23 protein-coding genes, 1 pseudogene and 1 other annotated feature are annotated in these 24,041 nt (G+C 66.1%); of the genes and pseudogenes, 11 read left to right on the plus strand and 13 right to left on the minus strand.

Features of this window, described 5'->3' with window-relative positions; translation table 11 throughout:
• Nucleotides 1-6: 6 nt before the first annotated feature.
• Both glgX and I59_RS12180 read right to left on the minus strand, forming a co-directional pair.
• On the minus strand, nt 7-2,025 hold the full coding sequence (gene glgX, locus I59_RS12175) for a glycogen debranching protein GlgX (protein WP_022904098.1): 2,019 nt from the start codon (nt 2,023-2,025) through the stop codon (nt 7-9).
• Between the two features lie 137 nt (nt 2,026-2,162).
• Entirely contained in the window at nt 2,163-2,900 is a 738-nt protein-coding gene (locus I59_RS12180; RefSeq protein WP_022904099.1) for an SDR family NAD(P)-dependent oxidoreductase, read from the minus strand.
• Nucleotides 2,901-2,978: 78 nt separating this feature from the next.
• On the opposite strand from I59_RS12180, the gene I59_RS12185 reads away from it, so the two are divergent.
• The 3 genes from I59_RS12185 to I59_RS12195 all read left to right on the plus strand — a co-directional run bounded on the left by I59_RS12185 (nt 2,979) and on the right by I59_RS12195 (nt 4,637).
• Nucleotides 2,979-3,572 carry a TetR/AcrR family transcriptional regulator gene (locus tag I59_RS12185; protein WP_022904100.1) on the plus strand — a complete coding sequence of 198 codons (594 nt, stop codon included), beginning with the start codon at nt 2,979-2,981 and terminating at the stop codon, nt 3,570-3,572.
• Between the two features lie 9 nt (nt 3,573-3,581).
• Nucleotides 3,582-4,034, plus strand: coding sequence for a hypothetical protein (locus tag I59_RS12190; protein WP_022904101.1), 453 nt, complete (start codon nt 3,582-3,584; stop codon nt 4,032-4,034).
• Between the two features lie 105 nt (nt 4,035-4,139).
• Entirely contained in the window at nt 4,140-4,637 is a 498-nt protein-coding gene (locus I59_RS12195) for a GNAT family N-acetyltransferase (protein WP_229728113.1), read from the plus strand.
• Nucleotides 4,638-4,644: 7 nt separating this feature from the next.
• Here the strand turns inward: I59_RS12195 and I59_RS12200 are convergent, their stop codons facing one another.
• Complete coding sequence (locus tag I59_RS12200) at nt 4,645-5,145, minus strand: IS5 family transposase (RefSeq protein WP_022904103.1); 501 nt, start codon at nt 5,143-5,145, stop codon at nt 4,645-4,647.
• Between I59_RS12200 and I59_RS21485 the strand changes: the two are divergent.
• Nucleotides 5,144-6,419: pseudogene (locus tag I59_RS21485) on the plus strand (IS3 family transposase). The gene I59_RS12200 and the pseudogene I59_RS21485 overlap by 2 nt on opposite strands.
• Nucleotides 5,422-5,535, plus strand: a sequence feature (AL1L pseudoknot). (Overlaps the previous pseudogene by 114 nt.)
• 639 nt (nt 6,420-7,058) lie before the next feature.
• Nucleotides 7,059-8,843: a ricin-type beta-trefoil lectin domain protein gene (locus I59_RS21490; protein WP_187289819.1), complete on the plus strand. Its 1,785-nt coding sequence runs from the start codon at nt 7,059-7,061 to the stop codon at nt 8,841-8,843.
• A 478-nt stretch (nt 8,844-9,321) separates the two neighbouring features.
• Here the strand turns inward: I59_RS21490 and I59_RS22195 are convergent, their stop codons facing one another.
• The gene (locus tag I59_RS22195; RefSeq protein ID WP_022904104.1) at nt 9,322-9,558 is read right to left on the minus strand and encodes a hypothetical protein; all 237 of its coding nucleotides are present in this window, start codon (nt 9,556-9,558) and stop codon (nt 9,322-9,324) included.
• A gap of 488 nt (nt 9,559-10,046) precedes the next feature.
• Nucleotides 10,047-10,832 carry a hypothetical protein gene (locus I59_RS12220; protein ID WP_148286207.1) on the minus strand — a complete coding sequence of 262 codons (786 nt, stop codon included), beginning with the start codon at nt 10,830-10,832 and terminating at the stop codon, nt 10,047-10,049.
• A gap of 423 nt (nt 10,833-11,255) precedes the next feature.
• Between I59_RS12220 and I59_RS12225 the strand changes: the two genes are divergently transcribed.
• Nucleotides 11,256-13,097 carry a hypothetical protein gene (locus I59_RS12225; RefSeq protein ID WP_148286208.1) on the plus strand — a complete coding sequence of 614 codons (1,842 nt, stop codon included), beginning with the start codon at nt 11,256-11,258 and terminating at the stop codon, nt 13,095-13,097.
• A 129-nt stretch (nt 13,098-13,226) separates the two neighbouring features.
• Here I59_RS12225 and I59_RS12230 read toward each other — a convergent pair whose 3' ends face one another.
• Both I59_RS12230 and I59_RS21495 read right to left on the minus strand, forming a co-directional pair.
• Complete coding sequence (locus tag I59_RS12230) at nt 13,227-14,024, minus strand: acetoacetate decarboxylase family protein (protein WP_083882095.1); 798 nt, start codon at nt 14,022-14,024, stop codon at nt 13,227-13,229.
• Between the two features lie 22 nt (nt 14,025-14,046).
• Complete coding sequence (locus tag I59_RS21495; protein ID WP_148286209.1) at nt 14,047-14,412, minus strand: helix-turn-helix domain-containing protein; 366 nt, start codon at nt 14,410-14,412, stop codon at nt 14,047-14,049.
• Nucleotides 14,413-14,759: 347 nt separating this feature from the next.
• On the opposite strand from I59_RS21495, the gene I59_RS12235 reads away from it, so the two are divergent.
• From I59_RS12235 to I59_RS20975, 5 genes are all read left to right on the plus strand, one after another.
• Nucleotides 14,760-15,353 carry a hypothetical protein gene (locus tag I59_RS12235; RefSeq protein ID WP_022904108.1) on the plus strand — a complete coding sequence of 198 codons (594 nt, stop codon included), beginning with the start codon at nt 14,760-14,762 and terminating at the stop codon, nt 15,351-15,353.
• 119 nt (nt 15,354-15,472) lie between these two features.
• Nucleotides 15,473-16,129 (plus strand): signal peptidase I, encoded by a 657-nt coding sequence (locus I59_RS12240; RefSeq protein WP_022904109.1) that lies wholly within the window; start codon nt 15,473-15,475, stop codon nt 16,127-16,129.
• Between the two features lie 376 nt (nt 16,130-16,505).
• Nucleotides 16,506-16,811, plus strand: a complete 306-nt coding sequence (locus I59_RS12250) for a GntR family transcriptional regulator (protein ID WP_187289820.1) — start codon at nt 16,506-16,508, stop codon at nt 16,809-16,811.
• 318 nt (nt 16,812-17,129) lie between these two features.
• On the plus strand, nt 17,130-17,561 hold the full coding sequence (locus I59_RS22200) for a hypothetical protein (protein ID WP_148286210.1): 432 nt from the start codon (nt 17,130-17,132) through the stop codon (nt 17,559-17,561).
• On the plus strand, nt 17,558-18,076 hold the full coding sequence (locus I59_RS20975; protein ID WP_175328913.1) for a helix-turn-helix transcriptional regulator: 519 nt from the start codon (nt 17,558-17,560) through the stop codon (nt 18,074-18,076). Before I59_RS22200 ends, I59_RS20975 begins: the two co-directional genes overlap by 4 nt.
• Nucleotides 18,077-18,132: 56 nt before the next feature.
• Here the strand turns inward: I59_RS20975 and I59_RS12260 are convergent, their stop codons facing one another.
• The 6 genes from I59_RS12260 to I59_RS12290 form a co-directional block, all read right to left on the minus strand.
• Nucleotides 18,133-18,945 (minus strand): L,D-transpeptidase family protein, encoded by an 813-nt coding sequence (locus tag I59_RS12260; RefSeq protein WP_022904113.1) that lies wholly within the window; start codon nt 18,943-18,945, stop codon nt 18,133-18,135.
• Nucleotides 18,946-18,954: 9 nt separating this feature from the next.
• Nucleotides 18,955-21,078 (minus strand): YncE family protein, encoded by a 2,124-nt coding sequence (locus tag I59_RS12265; protein ID WP_148286211.1) that lies wholly within the window; start codon nt 21,076-21,078, stop codon nt 18,955-18,957.
• 61 nt (nt 21,079-21,139) lie between these two features.
• A protein-coding gene (locus I59_RS12270; RefSeq protein ID WP_148286212.1) for an IS5 family transposase occupies nt 21,140-22,064 on the minus strand; the annotation gives its coding sequence in 2 pieces (ribosomal slippage) (nt 21,140-21,712 and nt 21,714-22,064; 924 coding nt in all).
• A 45-nt stretch (nt 22,065-22,109) separates the two neighbouring features.
• Nucleotides 22,110-22,265 (minus strand): hypothetical protein, encoded by a 156-nt coding sequence (locus I59_RS22895; RefSeq protein WP_175328917.1) that lies wholly within the window; start codon nt 22,263-22,265, stop codon nt 22,110-22,112.
• 110 nt (nt 22,266-22,375) lie between these two features.
• The gene (locus tag I59_RS12285) at nt 22,376-23,746 is read right to left on the minus strand and encodes an NAD(P)/FAD-dependent oxidoreductase (protein ID WP_022904116.1); all 1,371 of its coding nucleotides are present in this window, start codon (nt 23,744-23,746) and stop codon (nt 22,376-22,378) included.
• Nucleotides 23,743-24,041 (minus strand): aldehyde dehydrogenase family protein (locus I59_RS12290; RefSeq protein WP_031273725.1); only part of this gene is annotated, 299 nt, incomplete at its 5' end. The genes I59_RS12285 and I59_RS12290, both read right to left, overlap by 4 nt.

The following is a 24,041-nucleotide window of genomic DNA, read 5'->3' on the forward strand; positions in this document are numbered from 1 at the left end:
GTGCGTCTAGACCAGCGCCGTGAACGACGCGTCCCGCACCAGCACGGACGCGGCGTCGCCGCCGACCGCCTGCTCCTGGTCGCTGGACAGCCCGAGCGACCAGCTGCCCCCGCCCGGCTTCTCCGGCAGCGTGAACTCCACCGTCGTCTCCGAGGCGTTCAGCAGCACCGCGACCGTGTCGTCGCCCTGCGTGAGCACGAGCGTCACGGCGCGGTTCCCACCGTCGGCCCAGTCGGTGTCCTCGAAGCCCTGCGCGTCGGCACGGAGCACCTGCACGGTCGACTCCGAGTCCCCGGGCGCGGTCCGGTACCACTCCGGCCGGAGCGACGGGTGCTCGCGACGGAACGCGATCGCCGCCGTCGTGAACGCGAGGAGGTCCTGGTCGGCCGCGGCCCAGTCGAACCACGAGATCTCGTCGTCCTGGCAGTAGGCGTTGTTGTTGCCGCCCTGCGAGCGTGCGATCTCGTCACCGCCGAGGATCATCGGGACACCGGCCGACAGCAGGAGCGTGCCGAGGAAGTTCCGGCGCTGCCGGTCACGGTAGTCGTTCACCGTGCCGTCGTCGGTCGGGCCCTCGATGCCGCCGTTGAACGAGGTGTTGTTGCTCTCGCCGTCGTTGTTGTCCTCGCCGTTCGCCTCGTTGTGCTTCTCGGCGTACATCGTCAGGTCGGCCAGCGTGAAGCCGTCGTGTGCGGTGACGAAGTTCACCGAGCAGAGCGGGGAGCGCCGGGAGCCCTCGTAGACGTCGGGGGAGCCGAGGGTGCGCTGCACGGCGTCGCCGAGGGTGCCCTCGTCCCCGCGCCAGAACGAGCGCAGGTCATCGCGGTACTTGCCGTTCCACTCGGACCAGTCGGCCGGGAAGCCGCCCACCTGGTACCCCGCGGTGTCCCACGGCTCGGCGATCATCTTCACCTCGCGGAGCACCGGGTCCTGGTGGATGATGTCGAGGAACGCGGAGTGCTTCTCGGCCTCGCCGTCCTGGCGGGTGAGCGTGGTGGCGAGGTCGAAGCGGAAGCCGTCGACGTGCATCTCCTCGACCCAGTAGCGGAGCGAGTCGGTGATGAGCCCGAGCGCGGACGGGTGCGACACGTTGAGGCTGTTGCCGGTACCGGTCGTGTCGAAGTAGTTCGCCTCGTCGCCCTCGACCAGCCGGTAGTAGGCCTGGTTGTCGATGCCCTTGAACGACAGCGTCGGGCCCATGTGGTTGCCCTCGGCGGTGTGGTTGTAGACGACGTCCATGATGACCTCGAGCCCGGCGGCGTGCAGGGCCTTGACCATCTCCTTGAACTCGGCGACCTGCTGCCCGGCGGTGCCCGAGGACGAGTACTCGTCGTGCGGGGCGAAGAAGCCGATGCTGTTGTAGCCCCAGTAGTTGCGCAGGCCCTTGTCGGCGAGCGTCGAGTCCTGGACGAACTGGTGCGTCGGCAGGAGTTCCACGGCGGTGACGCCGAGGTCGGTCAGGTGCTTGATCGAGGCGGGGTGGGCGAGGCCGGCGTAGGTGCCGCGGATCTCCTCGGGCACGTCGGGGTGCTGCTTCGTGAAGCCCTTGACGTGGACCTCGTACACGACGGTGTCGGTGAGCGGGGTCGCCGGTCGGGTGTCGCCGCCCCAGTCGAAGTCACGGTCGGCGACGACGGACTTCGGCATCGCGCCCGCCGAGTCGGTGTCGTCGCGCTGGTCCGGGTGCTCCATGTCGTGCCCGAAGAGCGCCTGCCCCCACTCGTAGGAGCCGTCCACGGCGGTGGCGTAGGGGTCGAGCAGCAGCTTCGCCGGGTTGTGCCGCAGGCCGTTCGCCGGGTCCCACGCGCCGTGGACGCGGAAACCGTACCGGGTGCCGACGGTGACGTCCGGGACGACGTCGTGGAAGGTGTAGCCGGTGCGGTTCCGGAGCTCGGTGCGGTGTTCGGTGCCGTCCTCGTCGAAGCGGCAGAACTCGACGCGCTCGGCGGTGCTGGAGAAGAGTGCGACGTTCGCGCCGCCGTCGACGAGCGTCACGCCGAGCGGGGTCCGGGAGGAAGTGGTCATGTCGTCCTTGTACCGGTCGGACGCTGGGACCTGCGCCGAGGTGCGTACCCCGGCTGACGGTGCGCCCCGGCGGGGCGGTGCGGGCGGGAGGCGCGGTGCGGGCCCGCCCCGCGCCTCCCGTCCGGTGCTGGGCCGCGTCAGACCGCGATCCGGCCACCGTCGACGGGCAGGACCGCGCCGTGCACGAAGGACGCCGCGTCGGTCGCGAGGAAGACGATCGCCTCGGCGACCTCCTCGGCCGTGCCCGGCCGTCCGGCGGGGCCGGCAGCGGCGAGCTGGTCGAGTGCCTCGCCCATCGCAGCGGTCCCCTCGGTCCGGGTCGGGCCGGGGCTCACGGCGTTCACGCGGACGCCGGACGGACCGAACTCCGCCGCCCAGGACTTCGTGAGGAGGACGAGTGCCGCCTTGGTCGAGCCGTAGAGGCCCATGCCGGCGGCGCCGAACTCGGCGACCATCGTCGTGACGTTCACGACGGCACCCGTCCCGCGCTCGGCCATCCCCGGCGCGAGCGCGGCGACGAGGAAGTACGGCGCCTTCACGTTGATGTCGAAGACCTCGTCGAACCCCTCCTCGGTGGTGTCGGCCGTTGCGCCGAACGGGAAGATGCCCGCGCTGTTGACGAGGACGTCGACCCGGCCCCCGCCGATGCGCAGGGCCTCGGCGGCGAGTCCGCGGGCGCTCGCGGCGTCACGCAGGTCGGCTGCGACGAAGTCCGCGGTGCCGCCGGCGGCTCGGATGCCGTCGACGACCGCGGCGCCGCGCTCGGCGTTCCGCCCGGAGACGACGACGTGCACGCCGCGGGCGGCGAGGAGTTCGGCGGTGGCGCGGCCGATGCCGCTGGTGGATCCGGTGACGAGTGCGGTGGTGGTGGTCATGGCGATTCCTGACTGAACAGATCGGTACGGTTAGCGTTGCGCTGGTAACTGTACAGATCGGTGCAGTAAAGTCAAACCATGTCCGACGCACCCGCCTCCCGCCCGCGACGGCGCCCTGCGTACGAGCGGGCCGTCGCGACCGCCGACCGGCTGTTCTACGAGCAGGGCATCCACGCCGTCGGGGTCGACCAGGTCGCGGCCGAGGCCGACATCTCGAAGGCGAGCCTGTACACGCACTTCCGCACGAAGGACGACCTCGTGCTCGGGTACCTCCGCGGTCGGAGCGCGTCCTGGCAGGAGCACGTCGCGCGCGAGCTCCCCGGGCGCGGCTCGACGCCGGCCGAGCGCGTGCTGGCCGTGTTCGACCTGCTCGGCGAGTGGTTCGACGAGCCCGGCTACCGCGGGTGCCCGTTCATCAACGTCGAAGCCGAGTACGGCGCCGGACACCCGACGCACGAGGTCACCCTCGAGCACCGGGAATGGGTGCGCGGGCTGTTCGAGTCGCTCCTCACCGAAGCCGGCGACCCCGGGCCGGAGGCGACCGCACTCCAACTCTGCTTGCTCTACGACGGCGCGATGGCGAGCGCGCAGGCGGACCCCGGACGTCCCTGGGCCGCGGCGGCCCGGAGCGCTGCCGTGCGGGTCCTCGGCATCCCGGACGCACGGCTCTAGGATCGGCTCATGACCACCGGTGCTCGGCGCTCCCGTCCCGCCCTCGTGACCGCTGCCGTCGTCCTCTGGCTCGTCGTGTGCGCCGTCCAGCTCGTCGGACAGGCCCTGATGATCGGCCGGACCGCTGCACTGTACGGCCCGTGGTTCGTCGTGGTGTACGTCGTCGGGTTCGGACTCATCGGGTTCGTCGTCTTCGGCGCTGTCCGACTGGCACGGGGCTCCGGCCGCGCACGGTTCTGGCTGGCGGTGCTCGCCGCGCTCGGGCTGCTCGGCGCCGTCGTCCCGCCGTACGGCCTGACCACCGCCGAGCGGGTGGCCGCGGCCCTCGCCGGGGTGCTCCCGTACCTCCCGCCGGCGCGCGCCTGGTTCCCGCCGCGGCCCGCGCGCGCTCCGAAGGCGCAGCAGCCGCGCGTGGTCGGGTGGGACCCGGACACCGGCGAACCCGTCCGGGCCAGCGAGTGACGGACTAGGGCGTGTTGCTACATGGCTCAGTGGTCGCTGGGGTTGGCGATACGGTCGTCGAGTGGATACAGAGGTGGAGTTGGGGGTGGCGTCGCACTCCGGCTCGTGAGGGCCGAGGATGGAGCGACGCTTGCCGAGGGGTATCGCGAGAACCGGGAGCACCTGGAGCCTTGGGAGCCGACGCGGGACGAGGAGTTCTTCACTGAAGCGCGGCAGCGCGCTCAGATCGAGAAGACGCTGGAAGCGTTCGCCGCTGATGCGGCGCTTCCGCTTGTGCTCGCTGATGGCACGCGAATCGTTGGTCGGGTCAATCTCACCGGCATTGTGCGGGGCGCGTTCCAGAACGCGAATCTCGGGTACTGGGTCGGGGCCAGTCACGAGGGACGTGGACTGATGACCGCCGCCGTCGCGGCTACGGTGCAAATTGCGAGAGACGAGCTGCACTTGCACCGAGTTCAAGCGGCGACGTTGCTTCCCAACAAGGCGTCGCAGTCCGTGCTGCGCAAGTGCGGGTTCACCGAGTCCGGTGTCGCCGCCGACTACTTGTGTATCGCCGGGTCGTGGCAGGAGCACCGGCTGTTCCAACGCATCCTGACGACATGAGCGCCGACTACGTCGCTGTCTGATCTCGCGCCCAGAGCAGTGCTGCTGCGAGGCAGAGCGCCGCGTGGTAGTTCCGTGCCGTCTTGTCGGAGCGCATCGCGATGCCCCGCCACTGCTTGAGCCGGTTGAAGCACCGCTCAACGACGTTGCGGCGCTTGTAGTCGTCCGCATCGAACAGGATCGGCCGTCCTGGACGTTTCCGACGGTGAGCGATCTGGTCATCGCGTTCCGGGATCGTCGTCTTCACGTCCCGTGATCGCAGCCATGCCTTGTTCACCCTCGACAGGTACCCCTTGTCCGCGCGCAGCCGATCCGGCCGGGAACGCGGACGTCCAGCGGTAGGGACACGGATCTGCTCCATCGTCGCCGGCAGCATGATCGTGTCCGCCACCTGGCCGCCCGTGATGACGAAACCGAGCGGCCTGCCCTTGCCACCGCAGACCAGATGCGTCTTTGTTCCGTCCCGGGTCCGATGGAGGCTCTCAATCCACGGGAGGATGAGAGTCATGGGAGCACCGAGGAAGTACCCGGATGAGCTTCCTGAGCGGGCGGTCCGGCTCGCGGTGGAAGCGCGCCGCGACCCAAACACAAGAGGCGGCGCGTTGCGTCGGATCGGTGAGCAGTTGGGGATCAATTCGGAGACGCTGCGGAACTGGGTGCAGCAGGCCGAGGTCGATGCCGACGATCGGCCGGGTGTCACCTCTGACGACGCGCAGCGGATCGCGGAGTTGGAGCGTGAGGTCCGGGAGCTGCGGCGCGCGAATCAGATTCTGAAGTCGGCGTCGGCTTTCTTCGCGGCGGAGCTCGACCGCCCGTCCAGCAGATGACGCAGTTCATCGATCAGCACAAGCACGAGTTCGGGGTCGAGCCGATCTGCAGGACGTTGCAGGTTGCCCCGTCGAGCTACTACGCCGCGAGGTCGAGGCCGCCGTCCGCGAGGTCGCACAGCGATGTCGTCCGCATGCCGAGATCGTGCGGGTGCATCGGAGCAACTACGGCGTCTACGGTGCCCGGAAAGTGCACGCGCAACTGCGCCGAGAGGGCCGCCAGATCGCCCGCTGCACCGTCGAACGCCTCATGCGAGCCGCCGGCTTGCATGGTGTGAGCAAACGGAAGGGGCCGAGGACGACGATCCCAGCTCCCATCGGCGATCGGCCCGCGGACCTGGTGCAGCGGGCGTTCACCGCGACCGCCCCGGACCAGCTGTGGGTTGCCGACATCACTTACATCCGCACCTTCTCGGGCTGGGTTTACGCAGCGTTCGTCACCGACGTGTTTTCCCGCCGGATCGTCGGGTGGCAGCTGTCACGGAACATGCGCACCGACCTCGTTCTCGAAGCCCTCGAGATGGGTCTCTGGACCCGGCAACGAGACGGCCGAGACCTGTCGCAGCTAGTCCATCACAGCGACCGCGGAGTCCAATATCGAGCCATTCGCTACACGGACCGGCTCGCCGAGGCCGGCGTGGTCGCGTCCGTCGGGTCGAAGGGCGACAGCTACGACAACGCGCTCGCCGAGGCCGTGAACTCGATCTTCAAAGCCGAACTGATCCGCAACAAGGGGCCATGGCGCGGCATCGAGGACCTCGAGATCGCGACGGTCGAGTACATCGACTGGTTCAACCACCGCCGCCTCCACGGCGAACTCGGCATGGTCCCACCCGTCGAGTACGAGACCGACCACTACCGGCACCACCCCGCTCCGACTACCGTCGGGACGGCACTACCGAGCCTCCACTGCACCCGGGGCGGAACACGGCAGGGAGATCAACCACCAAACTGACAAAAGGTACATTATCGGCGCGTACCGGCTTCCTGGCTCGACTCACTAGCGCTCGACACTCCACACAGCCGGCCCCTCGTCCGCTTTCCGCGCACTCGCGGCCTCTTCGCGTTCCCTTGCAGCCACCGGCGCAAGCCGCCCCTCGAGAAGCTCTTCGGGAGGAGTCACGATCCCGCCGCCCTCCGCGTCGATGAGCTACGCAGTCGCCGGGACCACCCGCACCCCCTGGTGTTTCTACCCCAGAGCGGGGGGGCTGAGCGCCTATCTGGTCCTCACCGCCCCATTGAGAGGCCGAATACCGTAATGTACCGTTTCGACCCTCTTCGATCCGACCTGATTCCGGTTGGCGAGAACGAGGGTGTCCCACGCACAGCTCGACAGTCCTCAGGAGAAGCCATGGTTCCAACACGCAGACGAGCGTCCCTGCCGCCGCTGTTGCGGCATCACCGCCGCTCATGGCTAGCCGTGGCTGCCCTTGCAACCTCAGTGACCATTGGCCTTTTGACACCAGCAACCACCAGTGGTGCGTGGTTCACAGCGACCCAGAGTAGAACAGGTAATTCCATCTCGGCCGCGACTCTTCAGCCTGTAAGCGGGCTGACGGCGACCCAATACAATGATCGGAATACTGTTCGCTGGTTGAGCGCCAATCAGCAGTCCTGGGCGACGGCAAACAATGTGACCACCCACCCGACATATACGGTCACTCGTACAATTGACGGGAAAAATCCCACCACCGTTTACACCGGCGGGCAAACGACCACAACAGACAGTTACTCGTCCACCGTTACTGGCAGTATCCCCAGCAGTTTCAGTGCTGGCGCCGATAGCGCTGGCAACATTCAATCGGACGGTTCCGTGTGGACCTGGGGCACCGGGCAAAGCGGGTCCCTCGGCGTCGCCACTGACTACGCTCCGAACCCTGTGAAGGTTACGATCCCCGGCGGTCGTAGCGCCGTTGAGCTGACCTACTCGTTCGATGCAGCAACCGTCCTCGCCGCCGACGGAACCGTGTGGTTTTGGGGCGGAATGAGGCAGAACAGCGACTGCTCGGGGACCATGTCGAACGTGAATACCCCTACGCAGGTTCAAACTCCCGCCGGGAAGACCATTGTGTCTGTCAGTCCAAGTGACAGGTGTGCAATTTTGCAACTTGCTTCCGATGGAACACTATGGACCACTCCATTCCGCGGTAGCCCCACCCAAGTTGTTCTTCCGGGCAACCGGCGCGTCACTCAGCTCACAAAGGGAGCAATGGTTCTAGCATCCGACGGCACTGTTTGGGCATGGGACAGCAACTCAACGGGGCAGACTGGAAACGGCTCGACCTCCGGATACTACTCCAGCAACTCACCGGTGCAGGCAATCCTCCCCGCGGGAACCTACGCGACACGCGTCGCATCTTACGGCGCAAATGCTGCGTTTCTACTAAACAATAATACAATCTGGACCGTTGGCACAAATAACGTAGGACAATTGGGTGCAGGGCTTTCCAATACCGGCAGCTATGGTTATTCCCAGCAGTTCAAGGTGCCGAGCGACAAGACATGGGTAGATGTTCGTGTCGGTAGTGCTAATATTGCGGCACTCGCAAGCGACGGCAGCATTTATATCGCAGGGCAGGGTAACACTGGCGTTTTGGGAAATGGAAGTCAGAGCAGCACCAACGTGCCGGTTGCAGCGAAGAATCCGGGCAGTGTCCAATTCAAGAGTTTCGATCTAGGCGACAGTAGCGTTTACGCGGCGGATCAAAACTCTAACTACTTCGGGTGGGGAATCAATGTCAACAGCAACAGCCAAGCTCTGTTCGGCAATAACAACAACCCATCCGGCGCGATTTATTATTACCCCTATCTTGCGGCCACGAATCAGCAGTACACGAAAGGCAAAGCCCCGCAGTTTTGCTTCAATGGAGGGGCTGCGAATTCGGCCGGATACTGCCTACCGCCTGGAAACGTTTCGTACCAAGTCTCGTACACGTACGGCCCGTGGTCGGCTGCTTCTCAGTCCGTCTCATCGTTGGCTTCAGTGACCCAGACTGGGTCGGCGGTAATCGGTGGCCCGGGAGGCAGTAACCTATGTCTGACTATCCAGGGCAACGGGGCCGCCCAAGGAACAGCTGTAGTTTTGGCTGCATGCGACTCATCGTCGGTGGGGCAAAAATGGACGACGTGGTCTGACGGCAGCTTCCGTGCAAACGGGAAGTGCCTCGATATGAAGGGCGACACACCGGGTACTGTCGTGCAGCTCTGGGACTGCAACGGGCTCAGCTACCAGTGGTGGGTTCCTCGAGACGACGGATCCATGTACAACCCGTCATCGGGGTTGTGCCTCGCTGATCCAAGCGGGACCGCTGCAACTGGCGTGCAACAGCAAATCGCGAAGTGCGATGGAAGCGCATCCCAGAAATGGAAGATCTCTTAATCAGGTGATCACCGTAGTGCGGTCAGACACGACGACCTCGTTGGCGTCGTGTCTGGCCACACGCCTGACTTGCACGTTTCGTTACCTGGATCGCCTGCAGGAGCGGTAGGTGATCCGAACTGAGCTCGCCACCCAGCGGACCCGGTCGCGGTGGCTGCCGGGAGCTGGGGTTTCCGAAAGCGAGCGATCTAGCGATAGCCTGCCCGATCGATGACGGTCGGGGCCGGCAGGACGCGCACCCGACCAGCGATGTTGGATTCGGTGATGTCCGTCAGCCACAGCCAGTCCGGAACCGCCGCCGTGAACGCGCGTCGGACCTATCGTTGTGCACCGGTGTGCTGGCCTCACGGTTCAGGCCTCGCTTCTTCGCGTGCAGCGACCAAGCCGGCTACGTGGACGTTGTTGCCAATGAGCCCGTATCCGAGCATCGGGTTGTCCCGGCGCGCATGACGGTTGCGTGGGTTAGACGCCGGTCAGCTCAGTCGCGATCGGTCACCGGCTCGCGGGCCCCGGTGGGAACCCTTGCTTCGAGCAATCCCAGCACCCGGAAGGCCACCTCGACCGGGATCCGGTCTGCGGCAAGTTCGAGGACCAGCGGATAGATCAATTCGGGAAGTTGGGACTGGGTGAAGTACGCCGCTCCTCGGCGGAGGATCTCGTTCTCCTGCTCGAGCAGCCGGATCCGTTTCTGCGCCTCCCGCAGCTCGGCTTGCAAACCGCTCTCATCGGCGGAACCCTAACAGCACCATTGCCGGTCGTCTCGGTCGGCGATTCGCAACCGTCTGGTCAGACAGGACTCAGCGGCGCCGAAGCCGTTGGCGACCTGCCGCACCGATGTCTCGCCTGTGCGGGCGACCATGATCACATCGCGGCGCAACTCGCCCGGATACGCCTCCACCATGGAGCACGTACTCCCAGCAGAACCAATGCCCCGACCCGTCAGGAGTCAACCGCACCTGCGGCAGTCCCAGCAGCCTGAATGGTGCGCGGTGAACCGCAATAATCCGCCCGCTGCTTATTGACGCCAAGGCCCGGCCGCCTCCGCGCGCAAGTGATCAGTCCGCGGGCTCAATCAGTACTCTGAACCGTGCCCCGAGCGAAACCACGCAAATCATAGGACGGCGAACGGTCAGCTACAGGGATGGAGCGCCACAATGGCGTTGCGAGCGGTAGGGGCTCAGAGGCCTGCTGCTTGCCGTGAACTCAGGTGGTCTGCGTCATCGTAAGGATAAGCCGGTAGCGCAAGCTCGCACGCTGGTAGGTATTGTTGGCCGAGGTCGGAACTTGAATCTTGACCGCAAGCTTGATCGCTTTGCCTGGCTTGAGGACAGTGAATTGTTGCTGCGGGCCGCCAGAGAGCGGTCCGCTGATCTTCGTGACGTTGGACGTGGTCACCTGCCACCGTGTGACGTTGCCGAGCTTCTTGGTGTCAGCGAGCGTGAACGACGAGAGGTAGAGCTTCATCGGAACTTTGCCGATGTTGGATACGGGCGCCGCGACGGTCGCGGTCGCTCCCGGCATAACCGTCATAGCCTTGTTGTACGCAACGGCCTTGCCGTCGGGTCCGGTGACAACAATCGTCCCCACCTTGATGGGGTTCGTCTTGACCACGGGGACGGCGGCTTTCGCCGCTGCATACGCCGGCACTGATGCGCCGAGGATGAGCGCGCAGGCGCTCGCGATGGCCATGACGGCCGTCCCCTTCCGTCCTCGACGCTTCGTCCCAATGAGTTGCGCGACGTCAGGTGCAGGGCGCGAACGGCCGAAGTACACCGCGCCGAGGGCGACCAAGATCACCAACGCTAGCCCGGCCATGAGCAACGGAACGGCGTTCGCCGCTGCCCAGTGCAGCAACTCGTCGAGAAGCCCCGACGCCGGATTTTGCGCTGGCTGGGCCGGAGGAACCGTGCACACCAGTGAGCTGACGGCTGAACAAGACATGATTCCTCGCAGGTTAAAACGGTACAAAACGGTGTAGATGTCCGACACTCTAGCTGTTGGTGCGCGACTGACTCACCCCCATACGGGGTATGCGATGTCGAGCTACTGACGCTGGGCGCAGCGCCGTACTGGAGGCGAGCGCCACGCAGGCAGTCAAGACCGCTGCCGACCCACGTCGATGCGCCTCGAAGCGCGAGGGTGTCGCCCTCCTGAAGGTGCAGGGGTGGCACGGATCAGGCAGCCACCCCTGCACCAGACGAAGAGTCAGCCCCCTCGTTCGGCATTCAGGGGACAGGGGCAGCCTTCGTCAAACGCAAGGTACCAGTCTGTACCGTTTCGTGCCATAATGAACCGCTTCATGCATGCTGTTTCAAGCTGCCAGTGTCTGTGCAGTCCCTAGACAGAAGGAGAGACGTCTTGACGTCACCCCACTCGAGTACCCGCGGGCGTCTCGTATCAGTTGGCGCCGCGATGACGCTGCTCACGATGAGCGCCGTGGTTGCGGCCACTCCGGCGATGGCAGCACCGACCGTGTGGCCGGCATCATTGACCGTCGCGGGAGGATCGTCGGTGCAGGGCATCACGATCCACGACGGCCTCCTATATGCCGCTGATCACGGGACGGGCCGGTTTACGACGACAACCCCCGGCGGGTCAACGAAGACGGTGCTGACCGTTGAGGGCGGCGAGCCGGCGGCGGTGGCCGTCGACAGCAAGGGCGATGTGGCCTTCACTCTTGACAGTGACCCCACCGTGTACCAGGTGGCCGCAAGCGCCTTGCCACTCACGGTCTCGGCCAACAGCCTGTCCACTGACCCGAACGTCCAGGTCCGCTACCACCAGACCGGCACCGAGTACTTCTACGGCCTCGCGTTTGACGCGAGCGACAACCTCTACTTCGGCAAGTCCGTCAACGCGTCGGTGTACGAGCTTCCCGCGGGTCAGCAAACGGTGGTCACGACTGTGGTGGGCCTCGAGGCCGGTGTTGACGGTATGGGGTTCGCGCCTGATGGGTCGCTGTATTTCGCCACGGACGACGGGGAGGTGCACAACGCGACCAAGAGCCAGCTGCAGGGCAGCCTGCCGCTCTCGCCGGCGGACCTCCACACGCAGCCAGATGGTGATGCCTACATGGGGATCGCGTTCACCGGCACCGGGTTGGAGCATTACGAGTCTCTCGGCGGCGGCAACGTCGTCGCGCTCGCGAAGTTCGAGGGACCGTACACGCCGGGCACGGTCACCGTTGCCGGCACCGCGCGAGTCGGAGAGACGCTCACCGCGAAGCTGTCCGGATGGCCGAGTGACAGTGAGTACACGTATCAGTGGCTCCGGAACTCCCAAGCAATCTCTGGCGCAACGTCGAAGACCTACCAACTAACCGACGTGGAAATCGGCGCGCAGATCACGGTGTCGGTCACCGGCTCGGCGAACGGCGAGTCTGCAACGGTGACGAGCAATCCGGTTGGGCCAGTTGGGAGGGCGTTGCCGCTGTCTGCTCCGCTGTTCAACGGTCAGTCGGACGTCAGCCTGTCACGCACGGTGACTGCGGGCGAGCGCTTCAGCTTCACGGGCTTTGGGGCCACGGGGAACCCAGCTCCGACCTACACGGTCACTAGCGATGCCAACGCGGACCGCAGCCTCCCCACCGGTGTCACCTTCAAGAACGGAACGCTTTCGGGCGTGCTGACCGATATCGGCTCGCCTGAGATTGTGGTGACGGCGAAGAACTCGCAGGGTCAGGCGGTCGAGCGGATCGAGCTCATCGTCAATCCCGCGAAGCCGATCGGTTTGAAAGCGGTCGTGTCTCCGCAGCGGTGGGAGTCGAAGGACGAACCCGTGTGGGAGGTCGCGCCGGACGGTTCCGTCACGCAGTGGCTTACATCCGGGGAGAAGCCGGACGCAACGATCACGGCCAAGCAGGGCTCGACGCTTGAGGTAGACGTCGTGAAGGTGGACAAGTACGGCAATCCCGTCACCTCGCTGAAGCGCGTGTCGGTGACGTCCAGCATCGGCACTGACACGGTGAAGGCGCTGGGCCAAGATGACGCGACCATCACGTTCAATCACGCAAGCCCGCACGTCATCACGATCCGGCAGGACGGTTTCGTGAACACCTTCACGATCCAGGTCTCGCCGCAGACCGTCGCATCGCCTACCGCGACGCCGACCGCCACAGCGGCGGCGGACTCCCTCGCGTTCACTGGCGCGAACGTTGCTATGCCGATGGGAGTGGCGTTGGTCCTGTTCTTCATCGGTGGGATCTTGCTGATCTGGACCCACCTGCGGAAGCGCCGCATCGGTCGACACAACTAACCGCAATCGAGGCATGGGCGGCAGGGCGACGAGCTCTGCCGCCCATGCCCTGTGACGCAGGCCTAGTCGGCTCGACCAACACAACAAGCGGCGGCCGGGAGAGAATCTCTCCCGGCCGCCGTTTGCTGTCTAGTTGTACCGGTGAATGACTTCCGCTCCGCCTGGCATCCACTCCCCCTCTACGTACTGGCACCTTTGAATCTGCACGATAGGCAGATCATCAAGTGGCGCCATGACGTGCCCCCGAAATGTAAGTCGGGAGGGCGCTCTATACGCTTCCGCTAAAGCGATTGAAGAGGGCTCCAAGCTGAAGAGGCGATGCCGAACCGGTTCCCCCAACAGCGGGCTGCCGAGTATTTTGAGGTAGAACTTCGGCCGAGCGAAGAACGCCTCTGCTTCCGGAAGTGGTACTGGATCGTGTTTATACGCAGCACTCCCCCACATGACCTCATTGTCGCCGATACGCAGGCTGAATTCAGTGGCGCTCTGCTGGTGGCGAATCACGCCGACGCCGTGGAGCACAGGCTGGAGGTACATCTCCCGGTTTCCGAGCAGCGCCGGCATGCTGTCGGTGTAAACCACGACGACGAAGTCGCCGACTGCCCCACCAGGCGCCCGGCACTCGATAGCTTGCGCCACCTCAATGATGGGCTCGTCGCCGTACATGCCGTGGTACTGCGTGAGATAGATGCTCGCGAGCGGGATCTCGGTGAGCTCGAGTGGCTCAGGGAGCAGCCTCCGCGCTCCGTGCTCGTCTGTGGCGTAGTCGATCCGCAGCACGGTTCGGCGATGAGCGATCGAACCGCGCCCCGAAATTACGGGCACATTCGCGGGCGTCGTAAAGAGCCGGAGAACCTCAGAGGCCAACACCACGCCAGCATAGGCAGATTCATAGGGAGGCTGTCTTCGATTATCCTCCGCCCGCACTCCAGCGAAACGGTCGGCCTACCTATTGGACTGATTCAACGTCATGTTTTGCCACCACTCGCGGCCCCGGCGGAGCCGATTCACCCGGCGTGTTCGAGGTGCTCCGGATGTGCTCCAGCACTTCGTCACGCACGATGATCCATTTCGACCCGATATGGTACGCCGGGAGATCACCGTTTTGAAGATATTCGTAAACAGTTTTGTTGTTCAGCCCCAATATTTCCGCGAGTTCTCTCGCGGAAAGAATGGGTGGATAGCCATCAAAGAGCTGCTCAAGGCGCGTTGACATATTGACTCCGTGGGTAACGGGTGGAAGAGCACACGTTACTGCACTTTGGTGCAGATACACCTTGAACGGAGCGCGCCCCGGCGACATGGTGCGCTTCACGGCCGAACGGACCCCCTTTACGGGGGTGACCACGGTCGGTTCACCCCCGTTTTAGGTGGTTTTGTTCCGTTTTGTTCCTTTTTGTTCTACAGTTGCTCCCGTACCACCGACGATCAGACGCGTCCGTGGGCGCGGCAGCGGGGACCGCATCTCCGCCGTCGCGGGGCATGAGCCCTACACAGCTGACGGTTCCTCCGCGGGTAACGGGTGGGCCGCCAGGCGGCACGGGTCCTCCCGTTCCGCATATGCGGTGCCGTCTCGATTCGGGTTCGGGGCGGCACCGCGTTCCCCCTTGCTCCGCACCCGAACCCGTCACATCCCAATCCCTGAAAGTGCAGGACCCACCCGTGAACAGCACCGCCACCAAGTCCAAGCTGTCGAAGAAGAAGATCCTCGTCGCATCCATCGCCCTGCTCAGCATCGGCTTCGGTGGCACCATCGCCACCGGCGCCTGGTTCACCGACAGCAAGACTGTCGCCGCGAACCAGCTCACCGCCGGCACCGTCATCCTCGGCAACCTCGCCGACGACGCCTCGTCGACCACGCCGCTGAACTTCACCAACGTCATCCCCGTCGCGGCGTCGGATGTCGCCACGAAGGCGCAGACGTTCAACATCAACGTCCGCAACGTTGGCACGGCCGACATCGACTGGACCGCGAAGCTCACCCCGGACGTCTCCACTGCTGCCAGCACCGCCTTCGCGAAGCAGGTCTTCGTGCAGGCATCCACCGACGGTGGCTCGACGTGGTCCACCGCGCAGAGCATCTCCGACTTCAGCGGCAACACCATCGCGAGCACCGACAAGCTCGGCACCGGCCTCACCACCGCGATCAAGCTCCGTGCGTGGCTGCCGTCGACGACGGACAACTCCGCCCAGGGCCAGACGCTCAAGTTCACCCTCGAGGTCGACGCCATCCAGGCCGGCGTCCCGCGCTCCTAACCCACCCGCCGGCACGCGGCGCCGACTTCATCGTCGGCGCTGCGTGCCGTTCCCACATCACCGCGAGCCTCGCACCACGCTCCCCGCCCCGTTTTGTCGGCTGCACCCGAAGGCAGAAGATGCGTTTCCTCTCCTATACACGCTGGTTTGTCGTCGCACTCATCGTCGCGACGTTGCTGACACCGACAGCGATCGCACTCCTCAGCGGCGCGAAGCTCGTCGTGGTGGACGGCAAATCAATGGTCCCGACCTACCAGTACGGCGACATCATCCTCATCGAACCCGCGACCAAGCAGGACTTCGCCCCCGGGCACGTCGTCTCGGTCCAACGGGCAGACGGATCGATCTACACGCACCGCATCAAGTCCGTGCACGACGGCACCGCTGTCCTTAAAGGTGACGGCAACAAGGTCGCCGACCCCGACACCGTCACCTTCAACGAAGTGATCGGCGCAGTCCACGGGCACATCGCACAGCCCCTCGCAACGGTCGTCGCGTTCGTCCAGTCGTGGCCGGCACGCATCTGCCTCGGCGTAACCGCTCTGGCATTGATCATGTTCCCCATCGAATCCCTGCGCAGGGAGCGTCCCTCCCGCAGTGCAGACACGCCGACGTTCCCGGGCCGCCACGAAGCACCCGACGACACTGCGGACGACGGCGAAGCACTCGACGAGCTGACGAGCTGGGTCGACGACCCGTCGACCCTCCTCGATCAACAGCCAAGCGGAGCGCACCTCGCGAGGCACCGCCACGAGCAGGGACGGATCGCGCAATGAACGACTCCACGCCGCTCCCCCGTGACCGAGCCGATCGAGATGTCTTCGCGAGCAGTTCCTCGTCGTACACCTGGGCTGCTGGCGAGGAACGCTACATCCCCCGGCTGTGGGGGAAGGGCTACTGGTGCACCATCACGGAAGTCGACCGAGTGCATGTGAAGTTCGACGGCCCCTGGGGGCCCGGCGCCATCTCACACGACCTGCTCACGGTCCTGGACCGTGTGATGCAGGAGCGCCGTGCACGGGCAGTGTCTCGTCCCCGCCCGTAGCCCCCCCTCCTCAACGTCCCCCAGCTATGAAGATGTCAACGACGAGGTTCGCCTCTGCATGTACTGCGAGCGTGCCTCCGCGATGGGCCGTGAAACAGTGGCAGAAAGTGGCCGAGCAGATCACCGGCGCGATCGCAGCTCGTTCACTCGAGGTTGGTGAAGAGCTGCCTTCGCTGCGGGATGCCGCGGCAGCGCTTGGCGTCAGCATCAACACGATCGTGATGGCGTACCACGTCCTCTCCGATACTGGTGTTCTCCTGCGGTCACCGCACCGCCACTACGCCGTCGCCCAGCCGCTTCGGTACTGCGACTTCTTCGTCCCAAGAGGGCACGTGTCGGACGGGCCTTCGCGTTTTGGGTGGCACGCTGGCGGTCTTGTCCTTGAGGACACCGCCCCGCCCACCCAATGGTGACCATGTGCCGGCAAGAGTCTGCCCACACGAACGCCAGCCGACAGATCCGCGGGGCGGTGACCTGAAGTGCGATTCTCGGCCGCGCTGATTTTCCTCGTCGCTGTCACGTCGGTAGCTGGCGTAGCGCTCACTATCGCGAGCGAGAGCAGTCCCGCACCGCGCGCAGTGACCAGGCCAACCAGATCGTCCGCTGGAGTCACTGCAGCGACGACGGAAAGCGCTTGCGGCCGCGTGCTGCCATACAGCCGTAGCAATGACTTGGTGATGTCGCCGTCGACGGATTGGAGTGCGCAAGGGCCAGCCACGATCGCATCCAGCGTGACCGCGGGCGCGTTTCACAACGGCGCCGGCTACTGGTCGTGCTACTCACGCACACCGGAAGGCGCCCTCTACGCGGCATACAACGCGACCCAATACTGCGCGGACCCGAACCTCGCAGCTCGCGCCCTGCCGCAGACGCTCGCAGATGGTCCCGGCAAAGCCGCTGCCACGTCCGCCGCTCGACGCAACGACGCTCCATGCAGCCCGCTGAGCCCGGCCGGGTTCGTGATGCAGTCCTATGACGGAACCAACGCCACGGTGTATCTGCTCGTCACGACCGCGACGGGCGCGCTGGGAGCCGCTGGGACCAACCTTGTGTGGCAGCACGGCGACTGGAAGATCAAAGTCGATGCAAGCGGCCACAATCCGATCGCCGCGGTACCCGCCATGGCGGCGGCCGACAACACGCCATGGGGAGCGAACGGGTGACTGACGGCGATCACGACACCAGTCCTAGGAGGCAGCTGGCCGACGGCGCGAACGCTTCTGTCTCAAAAAATCAGAGGAGGGTCTTGCGGGAGCTCGGGTATGACCTCTCCGCTATGCGGGACGAAGTCGTCCGGGCGCTCGAGTTCATGGACAGCGCCTACCATCAGGTACTCACGATCACCGACGTCGCGGCCGCTGCCGGGATCAGCCCACGGCGCTTGCAGGAGCTCGTTCGAGCGGCGACGTCGGAGAGTCCGATGAACGTCCTCCGGCAGATCCGGATGTTGTATGCCCGGCAGATGCTGCTCGATTCCGCCGAGCGCCGCACCGTTGGTGACATCGCCCGCGCGGCGCAGCTGCTGCACCTCGGGAGGTTTTCCGTGCGGTACGCCGCCGAGTTCGGGGAGTCTCCCTCGAAGACCGCGCGGCGGGTGCGGCAACGGCCGTCGCGCTCTGCCTCCACGCGGAAGCGTCGTACGTTCGATGTGCTGGCGATGGAGCGCATCGAGCCCTGAGAACGCTAGGCATGCGCTGCGATCAGGAGGTTTCTCCGTCTGCCCCAGCTGCGTGCCTAGCGGACTTGGAAGGGGGTTCCCAGCGGCAGCAGCCGCGCGAGTGCAGTGATGTCGGCGTTCCGCATGCGAACGCAGCCGTGGGAGCCATCTCGGCCGATGCTCGATGTGTCATCGGTGCCGTGCAGGCCGATCTGACCGGGTCCCCCACCGAATGAGTTGAGCACGTCCGAGAACGCGGTCGTCCCATAGGCGTAGGGACCGTAGCCGCTGTTGGATGGCTGCAACAGCTCAGTTAACGCGAATCGTCCTCGAGGGGTCGGGGTTCCTCCGGTGCCGGTCGCGACGCGGTAGGTGTCGATGAGCCTGCCGTGGTTGTAGAGGTCGAGCGTGTGCGTTGCGACGGTCACCACGACGGCGTAGGGGTCAGTCGACAGCGACACCGAGCTCGAGCGGATCCATCCCGTGCTGCCATTCGGGCGAACCGGCAGCAGGACCTCCAGCCACTGGCCGGACCGCTGCACCACGCGGAACACCAACGGTGCTCCCGAGGGCTGCGGGTTCTGCAGCGTCCGAGTAGGAGCAGCGCCGGCTCGTGTGCTGATCGCGACGCTGCTCCCAGTCACTGCCGCGACCGTGGTCGCCGTAGGGGCATCAATCGCTGCCGTACCAGTCGCCGACGGTGTCCCTAGCGGGGGCGAGCTGGCGTGCGGTGTTGCCGATGCGCGTGCGCCTGAGTCGAGGTTGGCATCTGGGTGTGCTGCGCCATGGGCGAGCGCGATGATCGTGGTGCAGATGCTGATCACGATGGCGGCGGCTGCCGCGGCGAGCAGGACGTGTCGTCGTGGCCGCCGCACGAGACGCCGGATCATGTCGGGAACTCAGCCAGTGAACGTTGCTCGAGCGGTGACTGGCGTGGCCACCGGCGCCGCTGCCCCCGAGCTCGTGGAGGTCGGCTCGTGATCAGATCCGTTGCTGGTGGTCGATGGTGCAGCTGCCGCGGTGACGATGGTGATCGAACCGGTGGACGCACCCGTACCGATGCCGTTGGACGCGGTGACGGTGAACGTCCATGTGCCGGTGCTGGTGGGTGTGCCGGACAGGAGACCCTGCGGAGTCAGCGTCAAGCCGGCGGGAAGTCGACCGGAGGTCACAGTGAACGTCGGAGCGGGGTTTCCTGCGGCGGTGAACTGGTAGGAGTACCGCTTCCCCACCGTCGCGGCCGAGGGCGGAGACACCGCCATGAACGTCGGCTGCACCAGCTGCTTCGACACCGTGATGGTGACTTCAGTGGTGGCGTCCGAGCCGACCCCGTTGGACGCGGCCACGGTGAACGTCGACGTCCCGGTAGCGGTGGGCGTGCCAGCGAGCACCCCTCCTGCCGTCAGGGACAGGCCCGCGGGCAGCTGTCCCTTGCTGACCGAGAACGTCGGCGACGGCGAACCGCTCGCCGCGAACGTGTACGAGTACGTCGCGCCGACCGTCGTGGCAGCCGGCGGCGTGTCAGCAGTGAACGCCGGCGCAACGGGCGCTTGGGTGACGGTGATGGTGATCGGGTCGGTAGCAGCATCCGTGCCAACACCGTTGGAAGCGGCAACGGTGAACGTGAAGGTGTCAGCGCTGGTGGGTGTACCAGAGAGCACACCGTCGGACGACAACGTCAGCCCATCCGGAAGCTGCCCCTTGCTGACCGAGAACGTCGGAGACGGGGAACCGGTTGCGGTGAACGTGAACGAGTACGGCGTACCGATGGTTGCGGACTTCGGCGGGTTGTCCGCGGTGAACGCGGGCGCTTCCGGCTTCGGTTCCACGCGCATCGTGATCGGGTCGGTCGTCGCGTCCTGGCCGACACCATTCGATGCGCGCACAACGAAGGTTGACTTCCCGGCGCTGGTTGGCGTGCCAGAGAGCACGCCGGCGGGGGTCAATGTCAATCCTGCCGGCAGATCGCCATCAACCGAGAACGTGGGCGACGGTTCCCCGTCGGCAGTGAAGGTGTACGAGTACGCGGTACCGACCGTCGCCGAGCCCGGCGGCGTCTCCTCTTCGAACACCGGCGGCTTCGGCAGCGGCAGCACGGTGATGTTCCCGGCGCCGCTGTTGGCGACGTACGCCGCACCCGTGACCGGGTTGATCGCAACCGCAACCGGCACGGACCCGACACGCTCGGTGAGCGTCACGGTGTTCGTCTGCGTGGACAGCAGCGAGACCGTGTTGTCACCCCGGTTGACGACGTACATGTCACCGTTGGCTGAGTTGTAGGCAATGGCCGTGGGCTGCGTCCCCACCGTGACCGTGGTGCGCACGCGCGAGGTTCCAGCTTCGATGACGGATACGGTGCCGTCACCGGTGTTGGCGACATACACGTCGCCGTTCGGGGCGACCGCGAGCGCTTCCGGGTCGCTGCCAACCGGAACGCTCTGCAGGACTGTGCCTGCCGAGATCAGGGAAACCGTGTTGTTGCCCGGGTTCGCCGTGTAGACGATCGATCCGTTCGGGCTGACCGCCGCGTCGACAGGACCACCGGGAACGGTGATGGTTTGAGTCACCGACTTGGAGGTGGTCGAGATCACGCTCAGTCGGTTGAGTCCGCTGCTGGTCACGTACGCTTCGGTCCCCGCCGGGTTCAGCGCCATCTTCGAACCGGCGACGGACACTCCCCAGCCGTAGGCGCCCGTGTTCGAGTACGCGACGAGCTCGCTGATCCGCGGCTGGAGCGTGTAGATCGTCGAACTGTCCGGGCTCACTGCCATGGACTCCGGTGAGTCGTAGCCAAGGTTTCGGGTGAACATCGTCTGCTCGGTGGATGTTGCAAGCGCTAGCAACGCCCGGTAGTTGTCATCGCCGACGTACAGGGTCGACCCGTCCGGGCTGACGGCTGCAGAGATCGGCTTCCGGCCACTGCCCAGGTCGATCGTTCTCGGGTCCGCGTGCGCCGGCGTCGCGGCGATCAGTACCAGGCCGGCAGCAACGAGCGCGGCAATCGCCGCGAAACCTCTCCGCAACAGAACTCCTCAGGGGTGAGCGCCGAAACGCCAACAAACAGACTCTTTGGATCATAACGGATCAAAACGGACCAGCTACACCAAGAGCACCTCTGTGCGTGTCTCCTAAATGGCGTAGCCAGGCGATGACCGCGTTGAGGACGACCGCGGCGCGGTAGACGATCGCGAGCTTGTCGTAGTGCGTTGCCAGGCCCCGCCACTGCTTCAACCGGCAGAAGCCGCGTTCGATGACGTTGCGGTTCTTGTAGTCGACCGGGTCGTAGGTTCCGGGGCGTCCGCCACGGGAGCCACGCCGGAGCCGGTGGCCCTGCTGGTCGCGGGGTTCCGGGATCACGGACTCGATGCCACGCGAGCGCAAGTGCTGCCGGATCGCGCGGGAGGAGTACGCCTTGTCGCCCCGGACCCGGTCCGGCCGGGTCCGGGGGCGGCCGATGCTTCGGCGCACGCGGAGGTCGGCGAGCAGTGGCAGGAGCATGGGCGAGTCCCCGGCCTGGCCGGGCGTGATCATCGTGAGCAACGGAAGACCGTTGCCGTCGACGAACTGATGCACCTTCGTGGACAGGCCGCCGCGTGAGCGGCCGACGCCGTGGTCAGGCGGCTCGATGCCCGGATCCGTGTAATTCGACGAAGCCCCCTGTGGTCCGGGCGATGTTCGTCGCGTGCTGATGCGCACGGGCGATCGTCGAGTCGACCGACACAGACCAGTCGACCTGCCCGGCCGCATCCGCGGCGGCCAACAGTCGGTCGAAGACCGTGTCCCAGAGTCCATCGCCGGCGAGGCGGCGATGCCACTTCCACACCGTCTGCCACGGCCCGAACACCGACGGCAGGTCCCGCCACGCGATCCCGGTTCGATACCGGTACACGATGCCCTCGACCATCGTCCGAGCGTCCGCGAACGGTCGCCCTCTCCGGCCGGTCGGGCCGGGCAGCAGATCGGCGACGGCAGCCCACTGGGCATCCGACAGCAGCACGAAACGACTCACCCGACGACGATCCCAGACCCGCCGCGACTATTTGAGAGACACGCCCTAGTCCGCCTCGGGCTCCTCGGGCTCGCCGCCCGAGTCGTGGTCGCTGTCCTGCGACGGGTCCTCGGTGGCGTTGCCCGACGGCGAACCGTCCGGCAGGTCCTCGGTGTACTCGCGCTCCGCGTCGGACGGCTGGCTGCTCGTGGTGTCGCTCATGGCCGGGACGGTACGCGCAGCGAGCGTCGCACCCACCCAGGCGACCAGGAAGAGGCCTGGAGGCGCGGTGCGGGCCGGCACCGCGCCTCCAGGCGGTCGTCCGGTCCCGTCTACCGCACCGCCGGCTGCGGCAGGTCCGCGACGATCTCGGCGGCCACCTCGCGACCGATCCGCACCGCCCCGTCCACGTGCTGGTACCCGTGCCCGGCGAGGTCGCTCGACGCGAACCGCAGCGGCCCGACCGCAGCGCGCTGGTCGGCGCCGTACCGGACGAGTCCGCCGAGGTCGAAGCTCGCGGCGTAGGCGCCGCGGGTCCACTCCTCGGTGCCCCAGTCGCTCTCGTAGTAGACGACCGGGCGGCGGGCCTCGTCGCCGTAGTAGTGCGCGAGGGAGTCGAGCACGCGGGCCTTGCGGTCCTCGGCCGACAGCGCGAAGACGTCGTCCGCGTGCTGGTCGGAGACGAACCCGACGAGGGTGCCCTGCTCGGAGCCGTGCATCGAGTTGTCGTACGCCTCGTGCACGAGCTCGTACGGGCTGAACGCGGTGCCGGAGAGTCCCGCACCCCGCCAGAACGGCCGGTCGTACACGGCGTGGACCTTGATCACGAAGCCCATCGACAGGTGCTGGTGGAGCTGGTGCTGACGCCGGGGCAGCGGCGGCTCGTAGGAGATCCGCGAGTAGAGGGGCGGCGGCACGGCCACGAGTGCCTGCCGGGCACGGACCTCGACCCCGCCGTCGGCGATCGCGACCACGCCCTCGTCGTCCCAGCGCAGCGTGCGGACCGGAGCGTTGAGGTGGACGTCGTCGCCGAGCTTCGCCGCGAGCCGCTCGGAGACCTGCTGCATGCCACCGACGACGCGCTTGTCGAGGATGAAGTCCGCGTCGACGAGGTTCGAGAAGCTCCCGGCGGACGCCGCCATGAGGAGCGCCTGCAGCGCCGAGAACGTGTGGGCGGGCTTGGTCAGCATGGCGCCGGCGATGAACAGCTCGACGTTCTCGGTCGCGACCCGGTCGTCGCTCAGCCGTCGGAGCCACTCGCGGAAGGAGAGCTCGTCGAGCGCCGCGGCGTCCGGGGTCTCCCACGGACGGTCGGGATCGACCTTCGCGACGTACTCGTCCACGACGGCGACGAGCCGCTCGATCTCGGTCGCGGTCGCCTCGGGCAGCGGGAAGATGTCGCCCGTGTACTCCGTGCGCGAGCCGTGCTGGTCGATGTAGACGCTCGAGCCCTCCCGGTACCGGTCGTAGGTCTCGAGGCCGAGCTCGACGAGGGTCTCGAGCAGCGCGGTCTGGTCCGGGGAGACCCACTGGCCGCCGATCTCGAGCGTGACGCCCTCGATGTCGTTCGTCCAGGTGCGCCCGCCGACCCGGTCACGGGCCTCGAGCACGGCGACGGTGTGGCCCTCGGCGACCAGGCGGTTCGCCGCGATCAGTCCGGTCACGCCGGCCCCGATGACGACGACGTCCTTCTCGATGGTCATCGCTGCGCTCCCTTCGTGCGCCCGAAGGGGTCGGGCGTCAGCGTGTACATGGTCTCGAGGTACTCGTGCAGGCCCTCGCCGCCGCCCTCGCGCCCGAGGCCGGACTGCTTGACGCCGCCGAACGGCGCGGACGCGTTCGACACGATGCCGGTGTTCAGTCCGAGCATGCCGGTCTCGAGCCGTTCCATGAGGCGCTGGCCGCGGGCGGGGTCCTCGGTGAACGCGTACCCGACGAGGCCGTACTCGGTGTCGTTCGCGGCGGCGACGGCCTCGTCCTCGGTCGCGAACGTGCGGA

This window comes from Curtobacterium sp. B8 (assembly GCF_000333315.1).
GTDB lineage: Bacteria > Actinomycetota > Actinomycetes > Actinomycetales > Microbacteriaceae > Curtobacterium > Curtobacterium luteum.